The sequence below is a fragment of the Kitasatospora sp. NPDC054939 genome, from assembly GCF_053610105.1.
This window is the reverse complement of record NZ_JBSGXP010000067.1, coordinates 555-27,179: the sequence shown is the minus strand read 5'-3', so window position 1 is coordinate 27,179 and position 26,625 is coordinate 555. Positions and strand designations below refer to the sequence as shown.

The following is a 26,625-nucleotide window of genomic DNA, read 5'->3' as shown; positions in this document are numbered from 1 at the left end:
CACCCCGCGCCCACTCGCCCGCCGACCGCGTGACACCACCGCGGTCGGCGCGGCCCGGCGCGCCCTGCCACCACGCCTGCCCACACCTTCGGAGGTACCCCCATGTCCCGTCGCGACGGTGACGCCCTTCCCCTGACAGCCGCCCAGCGCGAGATCTGGCTCGCCGAGCAGAGCTCCCGCACGGCGATCCCGGGCTACCGCGTCGGCGAGTGCCTGGAGATCCACGGGCCGGTGGACCGGGACCTGTTCGAGACCGCGCTGCGCCGGGTGGTCGACGAGGTCGACGCCCTGCACGTGACCTTCGTCGACACCGGCGAGGGCCCGCGCCAGGTCCTCCGGGAGAGCTGGGACTGGGCGCCCGCGCACCTCGACCTCAGCGGGGAACCGGACCCCCGGGCAGCGGCCATGGCATGGATGCAGCGGGACCTGATGCGCCCACTGGACCTCACCCGCGACCCGCTGTTCGGGCACGCGCTGATCAAGGCGTCGCCGACCGAATTCCTCTGGTACCTGAACTACCACCACGTCGTGCTGGACGCGATCAGCAGCTCCATGCTCCGGCAGCGGGTCGGCGAGGTGTACTCGGCACTGGCCGGCGGCGGCGCCGTGCCGCCCTGCCCGTTCGGCCCACTGCGGGACCTGGTCGACAGCGACGCCGTCTACCGCGCCTCCACCGACTTCGCCGCCGACCGCTCCTACTGGACGGAGCGCCTCGCCGACCTGCCCGCCCCGACCCGGCTCACCGACACCACCGCGACCGACCCGCACCGCGCCCTGCGGCTGGCCGACGAGCGGGCACTGCACCGCCCGGACGCCCTGCGGGCCGCGGCGGGACGGGCCGGTGTCCGGTGGTCCCGGGTGGTGATCGCGGCGACGGCGCTCTACGCCCACCGGCTGACCGGCAACCAGGACGTGGTGCTCGCCATGCCCGTCACCGCCCGCCGCGGCGCCGACCGCGACCTGATGTCGGTGCCGGGCACGATGTCCAACGTGGTGCCGCTGCGGCTGACCGTGCGGCCGGACATGCGGTGGGGGGAACTCGTCGCCCAGGTCGCACAGGAGGTCGCCGCGGCCGTCGCGCACGAGCGCTACCGCAGCGAGGACCTGCTCCGGGACCTCGGCGCGCCCGGCAGCATCGGGACGGCGTTCCCGCTGATCGTCAACATCATGGCCTTCAACTCCCGGCCGGACTTCGCCGGGCACCCGGCCTCCGTCCACCACTTCGTGTCGGGGTCCACCACCGACCTGGCCGTCTGGGTGTTCGACTACCGGGACGGAAACCCGCCGCTCCTGCGCCTCCACGGCTCCCCGGAGGCGTACGGCGACGACGACCTCGCCGGCCACCGGCAGCGGCTGCTCGCGCTGCTGGACACGGCCGCGGACTGCGACCAGGACGAACTGCTGGGCCGGATCGACCTGCTCACCGCCGAGGAGCACACCGAGGTGGCGGCGCTCGGTGCCGGGCCGGTGGCGGCCGCACCCGCCGCGAGCCTGCCGGAGCTGTTCCGGGAGCACGTGCGGGCGACCCCGGAGCTGGTCGCCCTCGTCTGCGGCGACCTCTCGCTGATGTACGCGGAGCTGGACGTACGGGCGAACCGCTTGGCGCACGCCCTGATCGAGCGGGGAGCGGGCCCGGAGCGGCTGGTGGCGGTGGCGCTGCCGCGGTCGGCCGACCTGGTGGTGGCGATCCTCGCGGTGCTGAAGACCGGGGCGGCCCACGTCCCGATCGATCCCGAGTACCCGGCCGCCCGGATCGCGTACCTGCTCGACGACGCCCGCCCGGCCCTGGTGGTCACCGACACCCGCAGCGGGGAGCGCCTGCCCGAGGCCGGTCCCGCGGACCGGCTGGTGCTCGACGAACCGGAGACGGCCGCCCTGGTGGCGGGCCGCTCCGCGGCCGACCCGATGGTGGCCGTCGACCCGCGTCACCCGGCGTACGTCATCCACACCTCCGGCTCCACCGGACGGCCCAAGGGCGTGGCGCCGACCCACGGCGGCCTGCTCAACCTGCTCACCGACCTCCGCCAGGTGCACGTCCCGGCGGTGCTCGGGGAACGGCAGCGGCTGCGGGTGGCCCTGACCACCTCGGTGTCGTTCGACGCGTCGTGGAACCAACTGCTCGCCCTGTTCGCGGGCCACGAGCTGCACGTCCTGGACCACGCGACCTGGACCGACCCGGACGCCTTCGTCGACTACGCGGCGCGCCGCGGGCTGGACTACATCGAGGCGACTCCGTCCTACCTCCAGGTCCTCGTCGCCCACGGGCTGCTGGGCCACCGCGGCTGGCGCCCGGCGCTGGTCGCAGCAGGCGGCGAGGCCGTCCCGGAGCGGCTGTGGGAGCAGCTGCGGGCAGCCGAGGGGGTGTCCTGCCTCAACCTCTACGGACCGTCCGAGTGCACCGTCAATCCGGTGCTCGCGTCCGTGGCGTCGAGCCCGCGCCCGGTCATCGGCCGGCCCGCCACCAACGCCCGGCTGTACGTGCTCGACGGAGCCCTGCGGCCGCTGCCGGCCGGTCTGCCGGGTGAGCTGTACATCGCCGGCCCGTGGCTCGCCCGCGGCTACCTGAACCGGCCGGGCCCGACCGCCGGACGGTTCGTCGCCGATCCCTTCGGACCGGCCGGCTCCCGCATGTACCGCACCGGCGACCTGGTGCGGTGGGACGCGGCCGGAAACCTGGAGTTCCTCGGCCGCACCGACGACCAGGTCAAGGTCCGCGGCTTCCGGGTCGAACTCGGCGAGATCGAGGCCGTCCTCACCGAGCACCCGCAGGTCGCCCGGGCCGCCGTCGTGGTGCGCACCGAGGAGGAGCCCCGGCTGGTCGCCTACGCCGTCCCCGAGACCGGTGCCACGGTGACCGACACCGCCCTGCGCGAACACCTCCGGGAGCGGCTGCCCAAGCACCTGGTGCCGTCGGCCTTCGTGGTGCTGGACGCCCTGCCCCTCACCCCGAACGGCAAGCTCGACCGGCGGGCCCTTCCCGCCCCCGACCGGCAGCCCGCCGACCCGGGCCGCGCTCCGCGCACCGCGACCGAGCACCTGCTCGCCGGGCTGTTCGCCGAGGTGCTCGGCGTTCCGGAGGTCGGCGCGGACGACGGCTTCTTCGACCTCGGCGGGCACTCCCTGCTGGCCACCCGGCTGGTCGCCCGGGCACGGTCGGTGCTGGGCGTGGAGCTGCGGCTGAGCGACCTGTTCGACGCGCCGACGGTGGCCCAACTGGCCGCGGCGGTGGATGTCGCGGGCCGGGCGCGCCCGGCGCTGGAGCGGCGCGAGCGGCCGGAGGCGATGCCGCTGTCCTTCGCGCAGCGGCGGCTGTGGTTCCTGCACCGCATGGAGGGCCCGAGCGCCACGTACAACATCCCGCTGGCGCTGCGGCTGTCCGGAAGCCTGGACCAGCGGGCCCTGGAAGCCGCCCTGGCCGACGTGGTCGAGCGGCACGAGAGCCTGCGCACGGTCTTCCCGGTGTTCGACGGCGTGCCGTGCCAGCGGGTGCTGGACCTCGACGGGGCCCGGCCGCGGCTGCGGGTGACCGAGGTCGGCGAACACGAGCTGCCGGACCGGCTGGCGCAGGCGGCCGGGCACGGCTTCGAACTCGCCGAGGAACCGCCGCTGCACGCCGAGCTGTTCCGGACGGCGGCCGACGAGCACGTGCTGCTGCTGGTGGTGCACCACATCGCCGGTGACGGCTGGTCGACGGGCCCGCTCTCGCGGGACCTCACGACCGCCTACGCGGCCCGCGCCGAGGGCGCGAAGCCGGAATGGTCACCGCTGCCCGTCCAGTACGCCGACTACGCGCTCTGGCAGCGCGAACTACTCGGCGAGGGCTCCGACCCCGACAGCCTGCTGAGCGGTCAACTGGCCTACTGGCGCGAGCAGCTCGCGGACCTGCCCGAGCAGGTCGAGCTGCCGTTCGACCGGCCCCGGCCGGCGGCGATGTCCTACCGGGGCGCCCACCTGCGGATGCGCATCGACGCCGAACTGCACCAGGGCCTGCGCGCCCTCGCCCGGGACGGCGGCGCCAGCCTCTTCATGGTGCTGCAGGCCGGGCTGGCCGCCCTGCTGGGCAAGCTCGGCGCGGGCAGCGACGTCCCGATCGGCACGCCGATCGCCGGACGCACCGACGAGGCCCTGGACGACCTGGTCGGCTTCTTCGTCAACACCCTGGTGCTGCGCACCGACCTGTCCGGGGACCCGTCGTTCACCGAACTGCTCGGCCGGGTGCGCGGCGACGCACTGGCCGCGTACGCGCACCAGGACGTGCCGTTCGAGCACCTGGTCGAGGCCCTGAACCCCGCTCGGACGCTGGCCCACCACCCCCTGTTCCAGACCATGCTCGCGTTGCAGAACGCGCCGCTCGGCACCTTCGACCTGCCGGGGCTGCGGGTGGCGACCGACCTGGTGCACACCGGGACGGCCAAGTGCGACCTGACCTTCATCCTGGCCGAACAGCCCGACGGGCTCGCGGGCGTGGTCGAGTACAGCACCGACCTGTTCGACGAGGCCACCGTGGCCGGGATCGTCGACCGGTGGCTGCGGCTGCTGCGGGCCGTCGTCGCCGACCCCGGCCGACGGCTCGGCCGGGTGGACGTGCTGTCCGCCGACGAGCTCCGCACGCTGCTCCCGGCCGACTCCGACCGGAGCGGGGACCTGTCGGAGAGCAGCCTGACCGCGCTGTTCGAGCGGCAGGTCCGGGCCGAGCCGGCCGCGGTCGCCCTCACGGACGGCGAACTCACCCTGACCTACCGAGAGTTGAACGCCCGCGCCAACCGGCTCGCGCACGCGCTGATCGACCGGGGCATCGGCCCGGAGCACCTGGTCGCGCTGGCCCTGCCGCGCTCCGCGGAACTGGTCGTGGCCGTCCTCGCGGTGCTCAAGGCCGGCGGCGCCTACGTGCCGGTCGACCCGGCCTACCCGGCCGCCCGGATCACCTACCTGCTCCAGGACACCCGGCCCGCGCTGCTCGTGACGACGAGCCGGACCGGCGAGCCGGCGGGGGCGGACCACCTGGACCGGCTGCTGCTGGACGCCACCGACCTGGACGGGCTGCCGGACACGGACCCGGGCATCACCGTCGACCCCGGCCACCCCGCCTACGTCATCCACACCTCCGGCTCCACCGGCGACCCCAAGGGCGTGGTGGTCCCGCACCGCAACGTGGTGCGCCTGTTCCGGACGACGGAGGAGCTGTTCGGCTTCACCGCCGACGACGTCTGGACCCTCTTCCACTCCTACTCCTTCGACTTCTCGGTGTGGGAGCTGTGGGGCGCCCTGCTGCACGGCGGCCGGCTGGTGGTCGTGGACCACGAGACCAGCCGCTCGCCCGGCCGCTTCCTGGAACTCCTCGCCCGCGAGCGGGTGACGGTGCTCAACCAGACGCCGTCCGCCTTCTACCAGCTGATGCCGGAGGACGCCGAGCACCCGCGCGAACTCGCCCTGCGTACGGTGGTGTTCGGCGGCGAGGCGCTGGAGCACGCCCGGCTGGCGAGCTGGTACGAGCGCCACCCGGACGACGCGCCGCGGCTGGTCAACATGTACGGCATCACCGAGACCACCGTGCACGTCACGTACGCCGCACTCGACCGGACCGGCACCTCCGCCGGCCGGATCGGCGCGCCCCTCCCGGACCTGCGGACGTACGTGCTCGACGACGGCCTGCGACCGGTGCCCCCGGGCGTGCCCGGCGAGCTGTACGTCGCGGGCCCCGGGCTGGCCCGCGGCTACCTGAACCGCCCCGGCCTGACCGCCGGGCGGTTCGTCGCCGACCCCTTCGGGCCGGCCGGCTCCCGGATGTACCGCAGCGGCGACGTGGTGCGCCGGGCCGCCGACCGCAGCCTGCGCTACGTCGGCCGGGCCGACCAGCAGGTGAAGGTGCGCGGCTTCCGGATCGAGCTCGGCGAGATCGAGGCGGCGCTCGCAGGCCACCCCGGCGTCGCCCAGGTCGCCGTCCTGGCCCGGCAGGACCGGGCCGACGACACCCGGCTGGTCGCCTACCTGGTACCGGCCTCCGGCGCGACGCCGCGCCCGGCCGACCTGCGCGGACACCTCGCCGAGCGGCTGCCGGAGCACATGGTGCCGTCGGCGTTCGTCGTGCTGGACGCCCTGCCGCTGACCGCCAACGGCAAGCTGGACCACCGGGCCCTGCCCGCCCCCGACCCCGCCCCGGCGTCCCCCGGCCGCGCGCCGCGCACCCCGCAGGAGCAGGTGCTCTGCGAGCTGTTCGCCGAGGTCCTGGGCGTGGCGTCGGCCGGCGTCGAGGACGGCTTCTTCGACCTGGGCGGGCACTCGCTGCTCGCCACCCGCCTGGCCGCCCGGATCCGCGCGACACTCGGCGTGGAGATGCCGCTGCGCACCCTGTTCGAGGCACCGACCCCGGCCGGCCTGGCCGCCGCCCTGGTGGCGGCCGGGCCGGCTCAGGCCGCCCTGGCACGGCGCGAGCGCCCCGAGGTGATCCCGCTGTCGTTCGCGCAGCGGCGGCTGTGGTTCCTGCACCAGCTGGAGGGCGCGGGCGGGAACTACCACATCTCGCTGGCCTGGCGGCTGTCCGGGGATCTGGACCGGCGCGCCCTGGAAGCCGCGGTGGCGGACGTGGTGGCCCGGCACGAGAGCCTGCGCACCGTCGTCCCGGCGGTGGACGGCGTGCCGTACCAGCAGGTGCTGGACGTCGAGGCGGCCCGCCCGCGGCTCCTCGTGGCCCGGAGCACCGAGTCCGACCTGCCGGCCGCCATGGCGGAGGCGAAGGCCCGGCGGTTCGACCTGGCGGCCGATGTGCCGCTGCGCGTCGCGCTGTTCGAGCTGGCACCGGACGAGCACGTGTTCCAGGTGGTGCTCCACCACATCGCGGGTGACGGCTGGTCGCTGGGCCCGCTCGCGCAGGGCCTGACCGCCGCCTACGCGGCGCGCTGCCGCGGCGAGGAGCCGCAGTGGGAGGAACTGCCGGTCCAGTACGCCGACTACACCCTGTGGCAGCACGACCTGCTCGGCGACTCCGCCGACCCGGACAGCCTGTTCGCCGGCCAGGCGGCCCACTGGACCCGGCAGCTGGCCGGCCTGCCGGAGCGGATCCAGCTGCCCACCGACCGGCCCCGCCCGGTGGTCGCCTCGCACCGGGGCGGTTCCGTGCCTGCCGGGCTGGACGCCGAGCTGCACCGAGGTCTGCGCGAGCTCGCCCGCGCGCACGGCACCAGTCTGTTCATGGTGCTCCAGGCAGGGCTGGCGGCGCTGCTGAACAAGCTCGGCGCGGGCGACGACATCCCGGTCGGCAGCCCCGTCGCGGGCCGGACCGACCAGGCGCAGGACGAGCTGGTCGGCTACTTCGTCAACACCCTGGTGTTCCGCACCGACACCTCGGGCGACCCGACCTTCGCCGAGCTGCTGGGCCGGGTCCGGGACACCGCGCTGGCCGGGTACGCCCACCAGGACCTGCCGTTCGAACACCTCGTCGAGGTTCTGAACCCGTCCCGGTCGCTGTCCCACCACCCGCTGTTCCAGGTCATGCTGGTGCTGCAGAACGCACCCCGGGCCGACTTCGCGCCGCCCGGGCTGCGCGTCGAGGACGTGCCGTCGACGTCGACCACCGCCAAGCTCGACCTGATCTTCACCATGGCGGAGCGGCACGCGGAGGACGGTTCCCCGGAGGGCATCGACGGGTCCGTCGAGTACACCAGTGACCTCTACGACCCGGCCACCGTCGAGACGATGATCGGCCGGTGGGAACGGCTGCTCCGCGCCGCGGTCGCCGACCCGCGGCGGCGGCTCAGCCGGCTCGGCCTGCTCACCGCCGAGGAGCGCGCCGAGCTGACGGCGCTGGGCACCGGCCCGGCGGCCCGGGCCTTCACCGCGAGCCTGCCGGAGCTGTTCCGGGCCCAGGCGGGTGCGAATCCCGACGCCGTTGCCCTGGTGGGGCCGGACGCGTCGCTGACGTACGCGGAGCTGGACGCGCGGGCCAACCGGTTGGCGCATGCGCTGATCGCGCGGGGGGCCGGGCCGGAGCGGCTGGTGGCGGTGGCGCTGCCGCGCTCGGCCGAGCTGGTGGTGACGATCCTCGCGGTGCTGAAGACGGGCGCCGCGTACTTCCCGGTCGATCCGGAGTACCCGGCCGCACGGATCCGGTACATGCTCGACGACGCCCGGCCGGTCCTGGCGGTGACCGACTCCCGCACCCGGGGCCGGCTGCCGGACGGTCCGGCCGGGTGGCTGGTGACCGACGACCCGGAGACGGCCGCGCTGGTGGCGGGCTGCCCGGTGACGGACCCCGCCGTGGCCGTCGACCCGGGCCACCCGGCCTACGTCATCTACACCTCCGGTTCGACCGGCAAGCCCAAGGGCGTGGTGGCGACGCACGGCGGCCTGTCCAACCTGTTCGCCGACCAGGGTCCGCTGTTCCTGCGGATCAAGGAGCGCATGCGGATCGGGCTGACCACGTCCGTGTCGTTCGACGCCTCCTGCGACCAGCTGCTCGCCCTGTTCGCAGGCCACGAGCTGCACGTCCTGGACGAGGCGACCTGGACGGACCCGGACGCCTACCTCGCGTACGCCGCGCGGGCCGGGCTGGACACCGTCGGCGGAACCCCGTCCTACCTGCAGGTCCTCGTCGACCACGGCCTGTTGGACCACCCGCGGTGGCGTCCTTCGATGGTCGGGCTGGGCGGGGAGCCCGTGCCGGAGCGGCTGTGGGAGCAGCTGCGGGCGGCCGACGGGGTGCTCTCCCTCAACTACTACGGGCCGGCCGAGTGCACGGTGGACTCGGTGGTCGCCCCGGTGGGTTCGAGCCCGCGCCCGGTGATCGGCCGACCGCTCGGCGGCGTCCGGCTGCACGTGCTCGACGGCGCGCTGCAGCCGGTGCCCGCCGGTGTGCCGGGGGAGCTGTACATCGCCGGTGCGGGCCTGGCGCGCGGCTATCTGAACCGGCCGGGGCTGACCGCGGGGCGCTTCGTCGCGGACCCGTTCGGTCCGAGTGGCTCTCGGATGTACCGCACCGGTGACCTGGTGCGGTGGAACCCGGAAGGGGACCTGGAGTTCCTCGGCCGCACCGACGACCAGGTCAAGGTCCGGGGCTTCCGGATCGAACTCGGCGAGATCGAGGCGGTCCTGGCGGACCACCCGCAGGTCGCGCGGGCCGCCGTGATCGTCCGGCAGGACCGGGCGCAGGACGCCCGGCTGGTCGCGTACCTGGTGCCCACCACCGGGTCGGAGCCCCAGCCCGGCGACCTGCGGGCGCACCTGCGCGAGCGGCTGCCGGACTACATGGTGCCGTCCGCGTTCGTCCCTCTCGACGCCCTGCCGTTGAACGCCAGCGGCAAGCTGGACCGGCGCGCACTGCCCGAGCCCGAGTCCACCGTGACGCGGGCCGGCCGGGCACCGCACACTCCCGAGGAACACGTGCTGGCGGAGCTGTTCGCCGAGGTGCTGGGCCGGTCCGCGGTCGGCGTCGACGACGACTTCTTCGACCTCGGCGGGCACTCCCTGCTGGCCACCCGGCTGGTGGCCCGGATCCGGGCGACGCTGGGCGTGGAGCTGCCGCTGGCCACCCTGTTCCGCAGCCCGACCGTGGCCGGGCTGGCCGCCGGGCTGGGCGGCGCGGACCGGGCCCGGCTCGCCCTGGAGCGGGCGGAGCGGCCCGCGTTCGTCCCACTGTCGTCCGCTCAGCGGAGGCTGTGGTTCCTGCGCCAGTTGGAGGGCGCCGACTCCGTCTACAACATGCCGCTCGCCTGGCGGCTCTCGGGACCGCTGGACCCGGCGGCCCTGGAGGCGGCGCTGGGCGACCTCGCCGACCGGCACGAGACCCTGCGCACGGTCTTCCCGGCCGTGGACGGCGTGCCCCACCAGCAGGTGCTGGCCGCCGGAGCGGCGCGCCCGAGGCTGTCGGTCACCCCGGCCGACGAGCCGGCCCTGCCGGGGCTGCTGGCGGCGGCAGCGGCGCGCGGGTTCGACCTCGCGGCCGAACCACCGTTGCGCGCCGAGGTGTTCGCGCTCTCGGCGGACCAGCACGTGCTGCTCCTGGTGATGCACCACATCGCCGGCGACGGCTGGTCGCTCGGCCCGCTGGCCGCCGACCTGGCCACCGCGTACGCGGCGCGCCGCCGGGGCGAGGAGCCGCAGTGGGCGCCACTGCCGGTGCAGTACGCCGACTACACCCTGTGGCAGGACCGGCTGCTCGGTGACGCGGACGACGAGCACAGCCTGTTCACCCGTCAGCTGGCCCACTGGACGCGGACGCTGGCGGACCTGCCGGAGCAGATCACGCTCCCCGCCGACCGCCACCGCCCCGCGACCCCCTCCTACGCGGGCGGTCACCTCGCGATCGAGGTGGACGCCGAGTTGCACGCCGGGCTGGTCCGACTGGGCCGGGAGCACGGCGCCAGCGTGTACATGGTGCTGCAGGCCGCCCTGGCATCGCTGCTGGACAAGCTCGGCGCGGGCACGGACATCCCGGTCGGCAGCCTGATCGCCGGCCGGACCGACCAGGCGCTGGACGACCTCGTCGGGTTCTTCGTCAACACCCTGGTGCTCCGCACGGACACCGGCGGCGACCCGTCCTTCGCCGAGCTGCTGGTCCGGGTCCGGGAGGGCGCGCTCGGCGCGTACGCGCACCAGGACCTGCCGTTCGAGCACGTCGTCGAGGCCCTCAACCCGTCCCGGTCGCTCGCCCGGCAGCCGCTGTTCCAGGTGCTGCTGGCGCTGCAGAACGTGCCGCGCACCGAGTTCGCGCTGAGCGGTCTGACCGCCGAGATCGTCCTGGTGCGGACGCCGACCGCGATGTTCGACCTCGGCTTCCACCTGCTGGAGCGCGGCGGCACCGGCGGGCCCGCCGAGGGCATCGTCGGGCGGGTCGAGTACAGCACCGACCTGTTCGACCCGGCCACGGTGGAGGCGCTGGTCGCCCGGTGGCTGCGGCTGCTGGCGGCGGTGGTCGCCGCGCCGGACCGCCCGCTGAGCCGGATCGACGTCCTCACCGCCGAGGAGCGGCACGAGCTGCTGGTCACCCGCAACGACACCGCCCGCCCGGTGCCCGCGGCCACCCTGCCGGCGCTGTTCGAGGCGCAGGTCCGGGCGACCCCGGAGGCCGAGGCGGTGCTGTTCGAGGCCGGCGAGCCGATGTCCCGCGTGCTGACCTACCGCGAGCTGAACCGCCGGGCCAACCGGCTGGCGCACGCCCTGATCGCACGCGGAGTGGGCCCGGAGCAGGTCGTCGCGCTGCGGCTGCCGCGCTCCGCCGAGCTGGTGGTCGCCGTCCTCGCTGTGCTCAAGACGGGTGCGGCCTACCTGCCGGTCGACCCGGACTACCCGGCCGCCCGCATCGCGTACATGCTGGAGGACGCGCGTCCGGCCGTGGTGCTCGACGACCTCGCGGCCGTCGTACCGGACGGGGACCTGCCGGAGACCGATCCGGCCGTCGCCGTGGACGCCCGGCACCCGGCCTACGTGATCTACACCTCCGGCTCCACCGGCCGGCCCAAGGCCGTGGTGATGCCCGCCGCAGGGCTGCTGAACCTGCTGGCGTGGCACCACGGGGCCGTCGGCGGCGAGCCCGGCACACGGGTCGCGCAGTTCACCGCGATCAGCTTCGACGTCTCGGTGCAGGAGGTGCTCTCTGCGCTGCTGTACGGGAAGACCCTGGTCGTGCCGACCGAGGAGCAGCGCCGCAGCGCCGAGCTGTTCGCGCACTGGCTGGACCGGCACCGGGTGGAGGAGCTGTTCGCGCCCAACCTGGTGGTCGAGGCGCTGGCCGAGGCCGCCGAGGAGGCCGGGCTGGAGCTGCCGAGCCTGCGGCTGGTCGCCCAGGCCGGTGAGGCGATGCGCCTCGGCGGTGCCGTGCGCCGCTTCCGGGCGCGCCGGCCGGGCCGGGTGCTGCACAACCACTACGGCCCCGCCGAGACCCACGTCATCACCGCCTACCCGCTGCCGCCCGACCCGGCCGACTGCCCGCTGCCGGTGCCGATCGGCCGTCCGATCGACAACTGCCGGGTGTACGTGCTGGACTCGGCGCTGCGACCGGTCGCCCCCGGCGTGCTGGGCGAGCTGTACCTGGCCGGGGAGGGTCTGGCCCGGGGGTACCTGAACCGGCCCGGGCTCACCGCCGGGCGCTTCGTGGCCGACCCGTACGGTCCGGCGGGCGCCAGGATGTACCGCACCGGCGACCTGGTCCGCTGGCGGGCCGACAGGGAGCTGGAGTTCGCCGGCCGGGTCGACCATCAGGTGAAGGTGCGCGGCTTCCGGGTCGAGCCGGGCGAGATCGAGGCCGAGCTGACCGCGCACCCGGGCGTCGCCCAGGTCGCGGTGCTCGCCCGCGAGGACCGGATCGTCGCGTACGTCGTCCCCCCGGCCGGGAGCGGGGCGACCGCGGCGGAGCTGGCGGCGTACCTGCGCGAGCGGGTGCCGGACTACCTGGTGCCGTCCGCGTTCGTGCTGCTGGACGCGCTGCCGCTGACGCCGAACGGGAAGCTGGACCGGGCGGCGCTGCCCGCGCCGGAGCCGGGTACGACCGTCGGCGGCCGGGCGCCGCGCACCCCGCAGGAGCAGATCCTGTGCGAGCTGTTCGCCGAGGTGCTGGGCCTGCCGCGGGTCGGGGTCGACGAGGACTTCTTCGCGCTGGGCGGGCACTCCCTGCTCGCCACCCGGCTGGTCTCGCGGGTCCGGGCCACCCTCGGGGTCGAACCGGAGCTGCGCGGCCTGTTCCGGACCCCCACACCCGCCGGGCTGGCGGCCGGGCTGCACGACGCCGGCGCCGCGCGGCAGGCCCTGGTGCCCAGGCCCCGCCGCGAACCGATGCCGCTGTCGTTCGCCCAGCGCCGGCTCTGGTTCCTCCAGCAGTTCGGGGCGCCGAGCGCCACCTACCACATGCCGCTGGCGCTGCGGCTGTCCGGCGACCTCGACCGGGCCGCGCTGAGCGCCGCGCTCGCGGACGTGGTGGCCCGGCACGAGACCCTGCGCACGGTCTTCCCGCACACCGCCGGAGTGCCGTACCAGCGGACGCTGGACACCGCCGAGGTCGCCGTCCCGCTGACCGTACGCGCGGCCGGCGAGGCGGAGGTGCCCGCCCTGCTGCGCGAGGCGGCGGTGCGCGGCTTCGACCTGACCTCGGAGGTACCGCTGCGGGCGGAGCTGCTGGCGGTCGCGCCGGACGAGCACGTGCTGCTGCTGGTCATGCACCACATCGTCGGGGACGGCTGGTCCATGGGGCCGCTGGCCCGCGACCTGGCCACCGCCTACACCGCCCGGCAGGGCGGCGGGGCGCCGGCCTGGCCGCCGCTGCCGGTGACGTACGGCGACTACACCCTGTGGCAGCACGACATCCTGGGCGACGAGCACGACGCCGACAGCGTGTTCGCCCGCCAGGTCGCCTACTGGACGCAGGCGCTGGCCGGGCTGCCCGAGCAGCTGCAGCTGCCTGCCGACCGGCCGCGGCCGGCCGCCATGTCGTACGGCGGCGACCTGCTGGAACTCCGGATCGACGCCGAACTGCACACGGCGCTGGTGGAGTTGGCGCGACGCTCGGGTGCGACCCTGTTCATGGTGCTGCAGGCCGCGTTGGCCGCGCTGTACACGAGGCTGGGTGCGGGGACGGACATCCCGATCGGTTCGCCGATCGCGGGGCGCACCGACGAGGCGCTGGACGACCTGGTCGGGTTCTTCATCAACACGCTGGTGCTGCGCACCGACACGAGCGGTGACCCGAGCTTCGCCGAGCTGCTGGGCCGGGTGCGGGAGACGGCGCTGTCGGCGTACGCGCACCAGGATGTGCCGTTCGAGCACCTGGTGGAGGCGCTGAACCCGTCCCGCTCGCTGTCCCACCACCCGCTGTACCAGACCGGGCTGGTCGTGCAGAACGCGCCGGGTGGTGACTTCGAGCTGCCGGGTCTCCAGGTCTCCGGGGTGAGCGTGCTCACCGGGACCGCGCGGCTCGACCTGACCTTCGGGTTCGCGGAGGAGCACGGGCCCGACGGCGCGCCGGCCGGGCTCAGCGGTGCGGTCGAGTACAGCACCGACCTGTTCGACCGCTCGACGGTCGAGGCCCTGGCCGCCCGGTGGACCAGGCTGCTGGCCGCGGTCGCGGCCGCGCCCGACCGGCCGATCGGCGGGATCGACCTGCTGTCGGCCGAGGAGCGCAGCGAGCTGCTGCCCGCCGTCGAGGGCGGGGCGGCCGGCGTCAGCCTGCCGGAGCTGTTCGCCGCCCAGGTGACGGCGACGCCGGACGCGGTGGCGCTGGTGTGCGCCGGTCGGAAGCTGACGTATCGGCAGGTGAATGCCCGGGCGAACCGGTTCGCGCATGCGCTGATCGCCCGGGGGGTGGGTCCGGAGCGGGTGGTGGCGGTGGCGCTGCCGCGTTCGGTGGAGTCGGTGGTGGCGGTTCTCGGCGTGCTGAAGGCCGGGGCGGCGTACCTGCCGGTGGATCCGGCGTACCCGCGGGCGCGGATCGACTTCATGCTGGCGGACGCCCGTCCGGCGCTGCTGGTCGACGATCCGGCGATGGTGGTCGAGGGGGAGTGGCCGGAGACCGATCCGGTGGTCGAGCTGGACGTCCGGCACCCGGCGTACGTGATCTACACCTCGGGCTCGACCGGCCGCCCCAAGGGCGTCCTGGTGAGCCACAGCGGGGTGTCGGGCCTGGTGGCGGCGCAGGTCGAGCGGCTCGGCGTGGCGCCGGGCAGCCGGGTGCTCCAGTTCGCCTCGCCCAGCTTCGACGCGTCCTTCTGGGACCTCTGCAGCGCCCTGCTCAGCGGCGCCGCCCTCGTCCTCGCCCCGGCCGAGGCCCCGCTGGAGGCGCTGACGGACCGTCGGCTCGGCGTCACCCATGTGACCCTGCCGCCCTCGGCCCTGGCAGCGGTGGACAGCGCCGACGTCACGGCCGCCACGCTGGTGGTCGCGGGCGAGGCCTGCCCGCCGGAGCTGGTGGAGCGCTGGGCGCCCGGGCGTCGGATGATCAATGCGTACGGTCCGACCGAGACGACCGTGTGCGCGACCATGAGCGATCCGCTGTCGCCGGGGGCCGGCGTGCCGCCGATCGGCCGCGCGGTCGCGGGCTTCCAGGTGTACGTCCTGGATGAGCGGCTGCGCATCGTGCCGCCGGGCGTAGTGGGGGAGTTGTACGTCGCCGGCCCCGGTCTGGCGCGCGGCTACCTGAACCGACCGGGCCTGACGGCGGGGCGCTTCGTCGCCTGTCCGTTCGGCCCGGCGGGTGCGCAGATGTACCGCACCGGTGACCTGGTGCGCCGGCGGTCCGACGGCGAGCTGGAGTACGTCGGCCGCGCCGACGACCAGGTGAAGGTCCGCGGCTTCCGGGTCGAACTCGGCGAGATCGAGGCGGCCCTGGCCGAGCACCCCGCCGTCGCCCAGGCGGCCGTCGTGGCCCGGGACGACCGGCTCGTCGGCTACGTGGCGGCCCGTCCCGGTACGGCGCCGCGGCCGGCGGGGCTGGCGGCGCACCTGCGCGACCGGCTGCCCGACTACCTGGTGCCGGCGGTGTTCACGGTGCTGGACGCGCTGCCGCTGACGCCCAACGGAAAGCTGGACCGCGCCGCGCTGCCCGCTCCCGACCCCGGCACGGCCGAGGCCGGCCGGGCGCCGCGCACCCCGCAGGAGCAGATCCTGTGCGAGCTGTTCGCCGAGGTGCTGGGCCTGCCGCGGGTCGGGGTCGACGACCACTTCTTCGACCTGGGCGGGCACTCCCTGCTCGCCACCCGGCTGACCGCGCGGGTGCGGTCGGTGCTCGGCGTGGAGCTCGGGCTGCGCGCACTGTTCCAGGCGCCCACCGTCGCGGGCCTGGCCGAGGCGCTGGCCGGGGCGGGCCGTACCCGCCCGGCGCTGACCGTTCACGAGCGGCCGGAGGCGGTGCCGCTCTCCTTCGCCCAGCGCCGGCTCTGGTTCCTGCACCGCATGGACGGCAGCGCCGCCACCTACCACATCCCGCTGGCGCTGCACCTGGCCGGGACGCTGGACCGGTCCGCGCTGGACCAGGCGCTGGCCGACGTGGTGGCCCGGCACGAGAGCCTGCGCACGGTCTTCCCGGAGGTGGGCGGCGTCCCGTGCCAGCGGGTCCTGGACCCGGCCGAGGCCCGGCCCCGGGCCGGGCTGACCGAGGTCTCGCAGGCCGAACTGCACGACCGGCTCGCCGGGTTCGCCCGGCGGCCGTTCGACCTGGCGGCGGAACCCCCGCTGCGGGCCGAGCTGTTCGCCGTCGCGCCGGACGAGCACGTGCTGCTGCTGGTCATGCACCACATCGCCGGTGACGGCTGGTCCACCGGCCCGCTGGCGCGGGACCTCGCCGAGGCGTACGCCGCCCGGAGCGAGGGCCGGGCGCCGACCTGGTCGAACCTCCCGGTGCAGTACGCCGACTACACCCTGTGGCAGCGCGAGCTGCTCGGCGACGCCGCCGACCCGCGGAGCCGGTTCGCCGAGCAGCTCGACTACTGGAAGCGGCAGCTGTCCGAGCTGCCGGAGCTGCTCCAGCTGCCCGCCGACCGGCCGCGGCCGGCCGTCGCCGGCTGGCGCGGGGACCACGTCGGCCTGGAGCTGGGCCCCGAACTGCACACCGACCTCGCGGAGTTGGCGCGGAGCACCGGCACCAGTCTGTTCATGGTGCTGCAGGCGGCGTTGGCCGCGCTGTACACGCGGCTGGGTGCGGGGACGGACATCCCGATCGGTTCGCCGATCGCGGGGCGCACCGACGAGGCGTTGGACGATCTGGTCGGGTTCTTCGTGAACACGCTGGTGCTGCGGACGGACACGAGCGGTGATCCGAGCTTCGCGGAGCTGCTGGGCCGGGTGCGGGAGACGGCGCTGTCGGCGTACGCGCACCAGGACGTGCCGTTCGAGCACCTGGTGGAGGTGCTGAACCCGTCCCGCTCGCTGTCGCACCACCCGCTGTTCCAGACCGTCCTGGCCGTGCAGAATGCGCCGATGGGCCGCTTCTCGCTGCCCGGCCTGGACGTGGCCACGTACGCGGTGGCCACCGGAACCGCCAAGTTCGACCTCGGGGCGAGCCTGGTCGAGCAGTTCGGTGCGGACGGGAGCCCGGCCGGGATCGTCGGCGCGGTCGAGTACGCCACCGACCTGTTCGACCGTTCGACGGTCGAGGCCCTCGTCCGGCGCTGGACGCTCCTGCTGGAGGCCGTCACCGCCGACCCGGACCGGCCGATCGGACGCATCGACCTCCTCGACGCCGACGAGCGGCACCGCCTGCTGGAACGGAGCAACGCGACCGACCGCGAGGTGGGAGCCGTCCCGGTGCCGCAGGCCTTCGCCGCCCAGGTGGCGGCGACGCCGGACGCGGTGGCGCTGGTGTGCGGCGATGAAGAGTTGACCTACCGCCGGCTGAACGCCCGGGCGAACCGGTTCGCGCATGCGCTGATCGCCCGGGGGGTGGGTCCGGAGCGGGTGGTGGCGGTGGCGCTGCCGCGCTCGGTGGAGTCGGTGGTGGCGGTCCTGGGTGTGCTGAAGGCCGGGGCGGCGTACCTGCCGGTGGACCCGGCGTACCCGCGGGCGCGGATCGACTTCATGCTGGCGGACGCCCGTCCGGTACTGATGGTCGACGATCCGGCGATGGTGGTCGAGGGGGAGTGGCCGGAGACCGATCCGGTGGTCGCGCTGGACGTCCGGCACCCGGCGTACGTGATCTACACCTCGGGCTCGACGGGCCGCCCCAAGGGTGTCGTGGTCGCCCACGGCGGTGTGGCGAGCCTGGTCGCCGGGCAGATCGAGCGGTTCGCGATCGACCCCGGCAGCCGGGTGCTCCAATTCGCCTCGCCCAGCTTCGACGCCTCGGTGTCGGAGATCTACACCGCCCTGCTGTGCGGCGCGGCCCTGGTGCTGCCCCCGGCAGCGGACCCGGTCGCGGCGCTGACCGACCCGGGCCTCGCGGTCACCCACGCGACCGTGCCCCCGTCCGTCCTGGCGGCCCTGCCGGAGGGCGCGACGACCGTGTCGACGCTGGTGGTGGCGGGCGAGGCGTGCCCGCCGGAGCTGGTGGCCCGCTGGGCGCCGGGCCGGCGGATGATCAACGCGTACGGTCCGACGGAGACCACGGTGTGCGCGACCATGAGCGACCCGCTGGCCGCGGGATCGGGCGTGCCGCCGATCGGCCGCCCGATCGCCAACGCCCGGGTGTACGTCCTGGACGAGCGGCTGCGGCCGGTGCCCCCGGGCGTGCCGGGCGAGTTGTACGTCGCCGGCGCCGGCCTGGCCCGCGGCTACCTGAACCGGCCGGGCCTGACCGCCGGGCGCTTCGTGGCCTGCCCGTTCGGCCCTTCGGGCGCCAGGATGTACCGCACCGGTGACGTGGTCCGCTTCCGCGCCGACTCGCAGCTGGAGTACGTGGGCCGCGCCGACGACCAGGTGAAGGTGCGCGGCTTCCGCGTCGAGCCCGGCGAGGTCGAGGCCGCCCTGGCCGAGCACCCCGCCGTCGCCCGGAGCGCCGTCCTCGCCCAGGACGACCGGCTGATCGGCTACGTCGTCCCGCGCCAGGACACCGCCCGGGACGACGGCCTGGAGGCGGACCACGTGGGCGAGTGGCAGGACATCTACGACGCCCTGCCCATCACCCCCGAGCAGACCGCCTTCGGCCAGAACTTCGTCGGCTGGAACAGCAGTTACGACGCCGGCCCGATCCCCGTCGAGCAGATGCGGGAGTGGCGCGACGCCACCGTGGCCCGCATCCTGGCCCTGCGCCCGCGCCGGGTGCTGGAGGTGGGCGTCGGCACCGGACTGCTGCTCTCGCAGGTCGCACCGCACTGCGCGTCGTACTGGGCGACCGACTTCTCCGCCACCGCCGTCGACGCCCTGGCCGCCCAGGTGGGCCGACAGGACGGCCTGGCCCGGCGGGTCGTGCTGCAGACCCGCCCCGCACACGACACCGAAAGCCTTCCTGCCGGGCAGTTCGACACCATCGTGATCAACTCGGTGGTGCAGTACTTCCCGTCCGCCGCCTACCTCGCCGACGTCGTCGAGAAGCTGATGAGGCTGCTCGCCCCCGGCGGCGCGCTCTTCATCGGCGACGTCCGCAACCTGCGCCTGCTGCGCCCGCTGGCCACCGCCGTCCAGCTGCACCGGACCGGCGACGGCGGCGACCTCGCGGCCGTGCGCCGGGCGGTCGAGCAGGCCGTGCGGGTGGAGAAGGAACTCCTGGTCGACCCGGACTTCTTCACCGTCCTGCGGGAGCAGGGCACGGAGATCGGCGCGGTCGTGGTGGAGGTCAAGCGCGGCCGCCATCACAACGAACTGAGCCGCTACCGCTACGACGTGACGCTGCACAAGCCGCCGGTGGCCCCGGCGGCCCCGGGCCGGTGCGTCGAGCTGGAGTGGGGGCGGCAGGTCGCCGGACCGGCCGGGCTGCGCGCGCTGCTCGCCGAGTCGCGCGCCGAGGTGCTGCGGATCACCGGGGTGCCGAACCGCCGGGTGGCGCGGGAAGCCGCCCTGGCCCGGGCGGTGCAGGCCGGGGACGCCTCGCTCGCCGAGCTGCTGGAACGGCTGCACGCCCCGGAGGAGTGCGACCTTCCCGACCCGGAGGACTTCCACGCCCTCGGGCGGGAGTTCGACCGCCGGGTGGGCGTCACCTGGTCGGCCACCGAGGCCGACGCCGTGGACGTCGTCTTCGCCGACCCGCGGACGCACCACGGCTCCCCGGTCGAGCCGTACCGGACGGCCCGGGCCACCGGCGGCGCGCTGTCCGCGCTGACCAACCGCCCGACCGGCAGCCGGGGCACCGGCGCCCTCATCGGTGAACTCCGCGACTGGCTGCGCGGACGGCTTCCCGACTACCTGATCCCGTCGGCGTTCGTGGCGCTGGAGGCGCTGCCGCTGACGACCAGCGGCAAGCTCGACCGCCGCGCACTGCCCGCTCCCGACCTCGGCTCGGCCGGTGTCGGGCGGGCGCCGCGCACCCCGCAGGAGCAGCTCCTCGCCGAGCTGTTCGCCGAGGTGCTCGGGCTGGCGCAGGTCGGGGTCGAGGACAGCTTCTTCGACCTGGGCGGGCACTCCCTGCTGGCGACCCGCCTCGCCTCCCGGGTCCGGGCGACCCTCGGTGCCGAGCTGGAGGTCCGGACGCTGTTCGAGACCCCGACCGTGGCCGCCCTGGCGGCCCGCCTGGACGGCTCCGGAACGGCGCGGCCCGCGCTCACCGCCCAGCCGCGCCCCGACCGGGTTCCGCTGTCCTTCGCCCAGCGCCGCCTGTGGTTCCTGCACCGGATGGACGGGCCGAGCGCCACCTACAACATGCCGCTCGCGCTCGGCCTGACCGGCGCACTGGACCGGCCGGCCCTGCACGCCGCGCTCGCGGACGTGATCGCCCGGCACGAGAGCCTGCGGACGGTCTTCCGCGAGACGGACGGCGTGCCGTACCAGGTCGTGCTGAGCACCGCGCAGGCACACCCCGCACTGCCGGTGGTCGAGCTCGACGAGGGCGCACTGGCCGAGCGGCTGGCGCAGACGGCCCGGCGCGGCTTCGACCTGGCGGCGGAGCCACCGGTCCGGGCGGAGCTCTACGCGCTCGCCCCCGACCGGCACGCGCTGCTGGTCGTGGTGCACCACATCGCCGCCGACGGCTGGTCGATGGGCCCGCTCGCCGGGGACCTGGCAGCGGCCTACGCGGCCCGCTGCCGGGGCGAGGAACCGCAGTGGTCCCCGCTGCCGGTGCAGTACGCCGACTACTCCCGGTGGCAGCGCGAGCTGCTCGGCGACGCCGCCGACCCCGACAGCCTGTTCGCCCGGCAACTGGCCTACTGGAAGCAGGAGCTGACGGGCGTGCCGCAACAGCTGCAGCTGCCCGCCGACCGGCCCCGGCCGCCGGTGGCCTCCCAGCGGGGCGGCCGGGTGGCGGTCCGGCTGGACGCCGACCTGCACCAGGCCCTGCGGGACCTGGCCGCCGCGCGCGGCGCCAGTATGTTCATGGTGCTCCAGGCCGGTCTTGCCGCGCTGCTCACCCGGCTCGGCGCCGGTACGGACCTCCCGATCGGCAGCCCGATCGCCGGCCGCACCGACCAGGCACTGGACGAGCTCGTCGGCTTCTTCGTCAACACCCTGGTGCTGCGCACCGACACGAGCGGCGACCCCGGCTTCGCCGAACTGCTCGGCCGGGTCCGGCAGAAGGCGCTCACCGCCTACGACCACCAGGACGTGCCGTTCGAGTACCTGGTCGAGGTGGTCAACCCGGCCCGGTCGCTGGCCCACCACCCGCTGTTCCAGGTCATGCTGGCCCTGCAGAACGCGCCGCTGGGCGAGTTCGGGCTGCCGGGACTGGAGACCGGCCACCTGGATGCGCCGACCGGCACCTCCCGGGTCGACCTGACCTTCAGCCTGGCCGAACAGTTCCGCCCGGACGGAGCCGCCCCCGGCCCCGACGGCCTGGTCGGCGCGGTGGAGTTCGCCACCGACCTGTTCGACCCGGCCACCGTGGAGCTGCTGTTCGAGCGCTGGGCCCGGCTGCTGCGGGCGGCGGTCGCCGACCCGGACCGGCCGCTCAGCCGGCTCGACATCATGTCCGACGCGGAACGCCACCGGCTGCTGTACGGGTTCAACGACACGGCGGCCGAGCTGCCCCGCGCCGCCGTGCCGGAACTGTTCGCCCGCCAGGTGCGGGCCACCCCGGACGCGGTGGCCGTCGTGGCGGGCGCCGCCGAGCTGACCTACCGGGAGCTCGACCTGCGCTCCAACCGGCTCGCCCGCGCACTGGTCCGCCAGGGCGTACGGCCGGAGACACCGGTCGCGGTGCTGCTGGAGCGCTCGGCGGAGCTGGTCGTGGCGATCCTGGCGATCCTCAAGGCCGGCGGCGCCTACGTGCCGCTGGACTCGCGCTTCCCCTCCTCCCGGATCGACCTGATCCGGGAGGAGAGCGGGGCCGCCCTGGTGCTCACCCGGGAGGTGCTGGCCGCCCTGGTGCAGGCCGAGCCCGACCGGTCCGCCCTCGAAGTCCCGTGCGAACCGGGCCAGTTGGCATACATCATGTACACCTCCGGTTCGACCGGCCGGCCGAAGGGCGTCGCCGTCACCCACCATGACGTGGTGGGCCACGCACTGACCCCCGAATTCCGCGGCGGCGGACACGAGCGGGTGCTGATGCACTCCCCGACGGCCTTCGACCTCTCGACCTACGAGCTCTGGGTGCCGCTGCTCAACGGCGGCCGGATCGTGGTCGCGCCGCCCGAGCAGCTCGACCTCGACCTGCTCCAGCACACGATCGCCTCGCACGGGGTGACCGGACTGTGGCTGACCGCCGGACTGTTCCGGCTCGTCGCCGAGGAGCGCCCGGGCCTGCTCGCCGGGGTGCGCGAGGTGTGGACCGGCGGCGACGTGGTCTCCCCGGCCGCCGCGGCCCGGGTGCTCGCGGCCTGCCCCGGCATCGAGGTGGTCAACGGCTACGGGCCCACCGAGGCCACCACCCTGGCCACCTGCCACCCGGTGCACACCCTCCCCGAACACGCCGCGACCGTGCCGATCGGCGGCCCGATGGCGAACATGCGCACCTACGTCCTCGACGACCACCTGCGGCCGGTACCGACGGGCCTGGTCGGCGAGCTGTACCTCGCCGGGGTGGGGGTCGCCCGGGGCTACCTCGGCAGGCCCGGCCTGACGGCGGAGCGCTTCACCGCCGACCCCTACGGACCGCCCGGGAGCCGGATGTACCGCACCGGCGACCTGGCGTGGTGGCGGGCCGACCGGATCCTGGAGTTCGCCGGACGCGCCGACCACCAGGTCAAGCTGCGCGGCCTGCGGATCGAGCCCGGAGAGATCGAGGCGGTCCTGGCGGGCTGCCCGGGCGTCGCCCAGGCGGCCGTGGTCGCCCGCGAGGACCGGCCGGGCGACAAGCGCCTGGTCGCCTACCTGGTGCCCACCCCCGAGGGCGCGCCCGAGGCGGGCGAGCTGTCCGCCAGGCTGCGCCGCGACCTGCCCGACTACATGGTGCCGGCGGCGTTCGTCACCGTGGACGCGCTGCCGCTGACCGCCAACGGCAAGCTCGACCGGGCCGCCCTGCCCGCCCCCGCGTACGGGGCGTCGGACGCCGGGCGCGGCCCCCGGACGCCGCAGGAGCAGCTGCTGTGCGGACTCTTCGCCGAGGTCCTCGGCCGGGAGCAGGTGAGCATCGACGACAACTTCTTCGACCTCGGCGGGCACTCGCTGCTGGCCGCCCGCCTGGCCTCCCGCGTCCGGGAGACCCTCGGCCTGGAGTTGGGCCTGCGCATGCTGTTCGAGGCACCGACCGTGGCCGGTCTCACCGGGCGCCTGGTCATGGACAATCCCGACGACGCGTTGGACGTGGTGCTGCCGCTGCGTTCGACCGGGACCAGCACACCGCTGTTCTGCATCCACCCCGGTGGCGGCATCAGCTGGTCGTACAGCGGCCTGCTGAACCACGTCGGTCCCGAGCACCCGGTCTACGCGATCCAGGCGCGCGGCCTCGGCCGGCCCGAACCCCTGCCGACGTCCTGCGAGGAGATGGCGGCCGACTACGCCGACCAGATCCAGAAGATCCAGCCGGAGGGCCCGTACCTGCTGCTCGGCTGGTCCGCCGGCGGGCTGATCGCCCACGCGCTGGCCTGCGAGCTGCAGGCGCGCGGCGAGCGGACCGCACTGCTGGCGATCCTCGACGCCTACCCCGTGAAGGACGTGCAGTTCGAGGTGGCCCCGGTGCCCACCGTGCGGGACGTGCTCGTCGGTGTGCTCGACGTCGACCCGGACGAGCTGGGCGACCGCGAGATCACCTACACCGAGGTCGCCGAGGTGCTGAACCGGCGGGGCAGCGCGCTGGCCGGCCTGAACGAGCGACAGATCGAGGTGATCGTCGAGATCATGATCAACAACGCGAAGCTGGCGGTCGACTTCGTCCCCGGCAGGTACGACGGGGACCTGCTCCTGTTCAACTCCACGCTCGACCGGGCCGAGGACAACGCCGGGCCCGAGACCTGGCGCCCCTACGTCACCGGCCGGATCGAATCGCACGAGATCACCACCCGGCACGACCGGATGACCCAAGCCGGCTCGCTGGCCCAGATCGGACCGATCCTGGCCGCCGGGCTCGCCGAGGCCACCGGTGACACCACCCTTTCCCCCCAGGAGGACTGACCCATGACCAACCCCTTCGACGACCAGGACGGCACCTTCCTCGTCCTCGTCAACGACGAGAACCAGCACTCGCTGTGGCCGCAGTTCGCGGACGTCCCCGACGGCTGGACCGTCGTCCACGGCCCCGACACCAACGCCGCCTGCCTGGAGTACGTCGAGAAGTCCTGGACCGACATGCGGCCCAGGAGCCTCGCCGACGCCATGGACACCCAGCGGTAGCGCGGCCCGCAGTGAACCCGACCGACACCACGGACGAGGCCCGCCCCACGGCGGGCCTCGCCCCGCCCCACGACCTCGCCCCGCCCCACGACCTCGCCGCGGACCTGCTCACCCCCGAGGCCCGGCGGGACCCCTACCCGTTCTACGCCCGCATGCGGCGCGAGAGCCCCGTCCACCGCAGCGCCCAGGGCATCTGGTACCTCACCCGGTACGCCGACGTCGAGGCGGCCCTGGGCGACCTGCGGCTGTCCAACGACCGGGACCGGATGACCCGCGCCTACGTCGCACTCGGCGGCGACCTGAAGGCGTTCAGCCGGCTCTCCGACCGGCTCGGCCGGGTGATGACCAACACCGACCCGCCGGACCACGCCCGGCTGCGCAAGCTGGCCAACCGGGCCTTCACCGCCCGGCGCGTCGAAGCCCTGCGCGACGGCGTCCAGCGCATCGTCGACCGGCTCATCGACGAGGCGGTCGCGGCCGGGCCGACCGCGGACCTGATCGAGGCGGTCGCCTCCCCGCTGCCGATGTCCGTCGTCTGCGAGCTCTTCGGCATCCCGCCCGAGGACCTCCCGCAGGTCAAGACGTGGTTCCGCCGCTTCGGCCGGCTGAGCGAGGACATCGACAAGTCCGAGCAGGCGATCGAGCAGTACGAGGAGTACCTCGCCCGGCTCGTCCGACGCCGCCGGGCCGACCCGGGCGACGACCTGATCAGCGCCCTGGTCGCGACGCAGGCGCACGACGACCGGCTCACCGACTCCGAACTGCTGTCCACCTGCTTCGTCCTGATCACCGCCGGCGACGAGACCACCACCCACCTGATCGGCAACGGCGTGCTCGCCCTGCTGCGCCACCCCGACCAGCTGGCCCGGCTGCGCGCGGACCCGGGGCTGATCCGCGGCGCCGTCGAGGAACTGGCCCGCTACGACACGGTGACCCAGGCGATCGTCCGGGTCGTCGCGGAGGACCTGGAGATCGGCGGGCGGACCCTGCGCGAGGGCGAGCTGGTGTACCTGTTCCTCGGCGCGACCAACCGCGACCCCGAGCGCTTCGAGGACCCCGACCGGCTCGACCTCACCCGCCCCGGCAACCGGCACCTGAGCTTCGGCAACGGCCCGCACTTCTGCCTGGGCGGACCGCTCGCCAAGCTCCAGGCCGAGGTGGCGGTCGGCACCCTGGTCCGCCGGCTGCCACAGCTGCGGCTGGCCGACAAGGCGGCACTGGACTGGCGGCCCAACCCGCTGCAACGGCGGCTGAGCGCCCTCCCGATCACCTACTGACCCATGAACGACGACGAAGGAGAACCCACCATGGCCCGAGAGTTCGAGGTCCGCCGGGAACAGGACCTGCCCGCCACACCCGAGCAGGTCTGGGACGCGGTCGCCACCGGCGCCGGCAACCTCGGCTGGCTGTACCCCATGGAGGTCGAGCCGCGCGTCGGCGGAAAGGCCACCCGGGGCGACTCCACCGTCGTGGCATGGGAGCCGCCGCGGCACTTCGCGGTCCGGGCGACCCAGGACGGCGGGTTCTCCAACACGCTCACCTACCGGATCGAGCCGGGCGACGACGGCGCGACCCACCTGCGGATGGGAATCCACTGGGTGCACACCGGCGTCGTCGACGACACCTGGAGGTGGGACGCCAAGTCGGACGCGGCCGAGAAGCACGTCGACTTCTACCAGCACGGCCTCGCCGAGTACCTGCGGCACTTCCCCGGCCGCCCCGCCGTCTACGTCAGGGCGGCGCGCCCCGAACCCACCTCCGACCCCGCCGACTTCGCCGCCCTGCGCCGCCGCCTCGGCCTCACCGAGGGCGCGGTCGTCGGCGACCGGCTGCCGCTCCACGTCCCGGGCACCGACGGCGGCTCGGAGGAGGTGGTCGTCGACTGGCTCAGCGCCGACTTCGTCGGCCTGCGCGGCCCCGACGCGCTCTACCGGTTCTTCAACGGCAGCACCTGGAACGTACCCATCTGGCTGGGCCACCACCTGTTCGCCGAGAACACCGACGAGCAGCAGACCACCAAGGCGTGGAACGCCTGGCTCAACGACACCCAAGCCTAGGACCCCCGATGGAAACCTCGACCCGAACACTGCTCTACGCCGCCGAACTCGTCGAGGAGAACGGCACCTACACCCTCCTCGTCGAGGACCTGCGGCGGGGCGGCGTCCAGACCACCCCGGTCCCCAGGGCCATGGTCGACAAGCTCCCGACCTTCCTCTCGGCGCTCACCGCCAAGCTCAACCCGGTGCCGTACCGCCGCCGCGGGTAGGTCTCGCGGGCCCCACGGGGTCGGGTGCCGGCCCCGACCCAACCCCTACGCGCCACACCCCGCCCACGGGGCACAGCCCCCCCGGGCCCCCACCA

Annotated in this window: 5 protein-coding genes; all 5 read left to right on the top strand. The window is 74.7% G+C overall.

The window, feature by feature from the left end:
* Positions 1 to 102: 102 nt before the first annotated feature.
* From ACWGB8_RS20205 to ACWGB8_RS20185, 5 genes are read left to right on the top strand one after another with little or no spacing between them, the layout of a single operon-like run.
* Entirely contained in the window at positions 103 to 24,045 is a 23,943-nt protein-coding gene (locus ACWGB8_RS20205) for a non-ribosomal peptide synthase/polyketide synthase (RefSeq protein WP_452214891.1), read from the top strand.
* Between the two features lie 3 nt (positions 24,046 to 24,048).
* Positions 24,049 to 24,264: an MbtH family protein gene (locus ACWGB8_RS20200; RefSeq protein ID WP_359901310.1), complete on the top strand. Its 216-nt coding sequence runs from the start codon at positions 24,049 to 24,051 to the stop codon at positions 24,262 to 24,264.
* 11 nt (positions 24,265 to 24,275) lie between these two features.
* On the top strand, positions 24,276 to 25,541 hold the full coding sequence (locus ACWGB8_RS20195; protein WP_452214890.1) for a cytochrome P450: 1,266 nt from the start codon (positions 24,276 to 24,278) through the stop codon (positions 25,539 to 25,541).
* Positions 25,542 to 25,571: 30 nt separating this feature from the next.
* On the top strand, positions 25,572 to 26,321 hold the full coding sequence (locus tag ACWGB8_RS20190; protein ID WP_452214889.1) for an SRPBCC family protein: 750 nt from the start codon (positions 25,572 to 25,574) through the stop codon (positions 26,319 to 26,321).
* 8 nt (positions 26,322 to 26,329) lie between these two features.
* Complete coding sequence (locus tag ACWGB8_RS20185; protein ID WP_452214888.1) at positions 26,330 to 26,530, top strand: hypothetical protein; 201 nt, start codon at positions 26,330 to 26,332, stop codon at positions 26,528 to 26,530.
* Positions 26,531 to 26,625 lie beyond the last annotated feature (95 nt).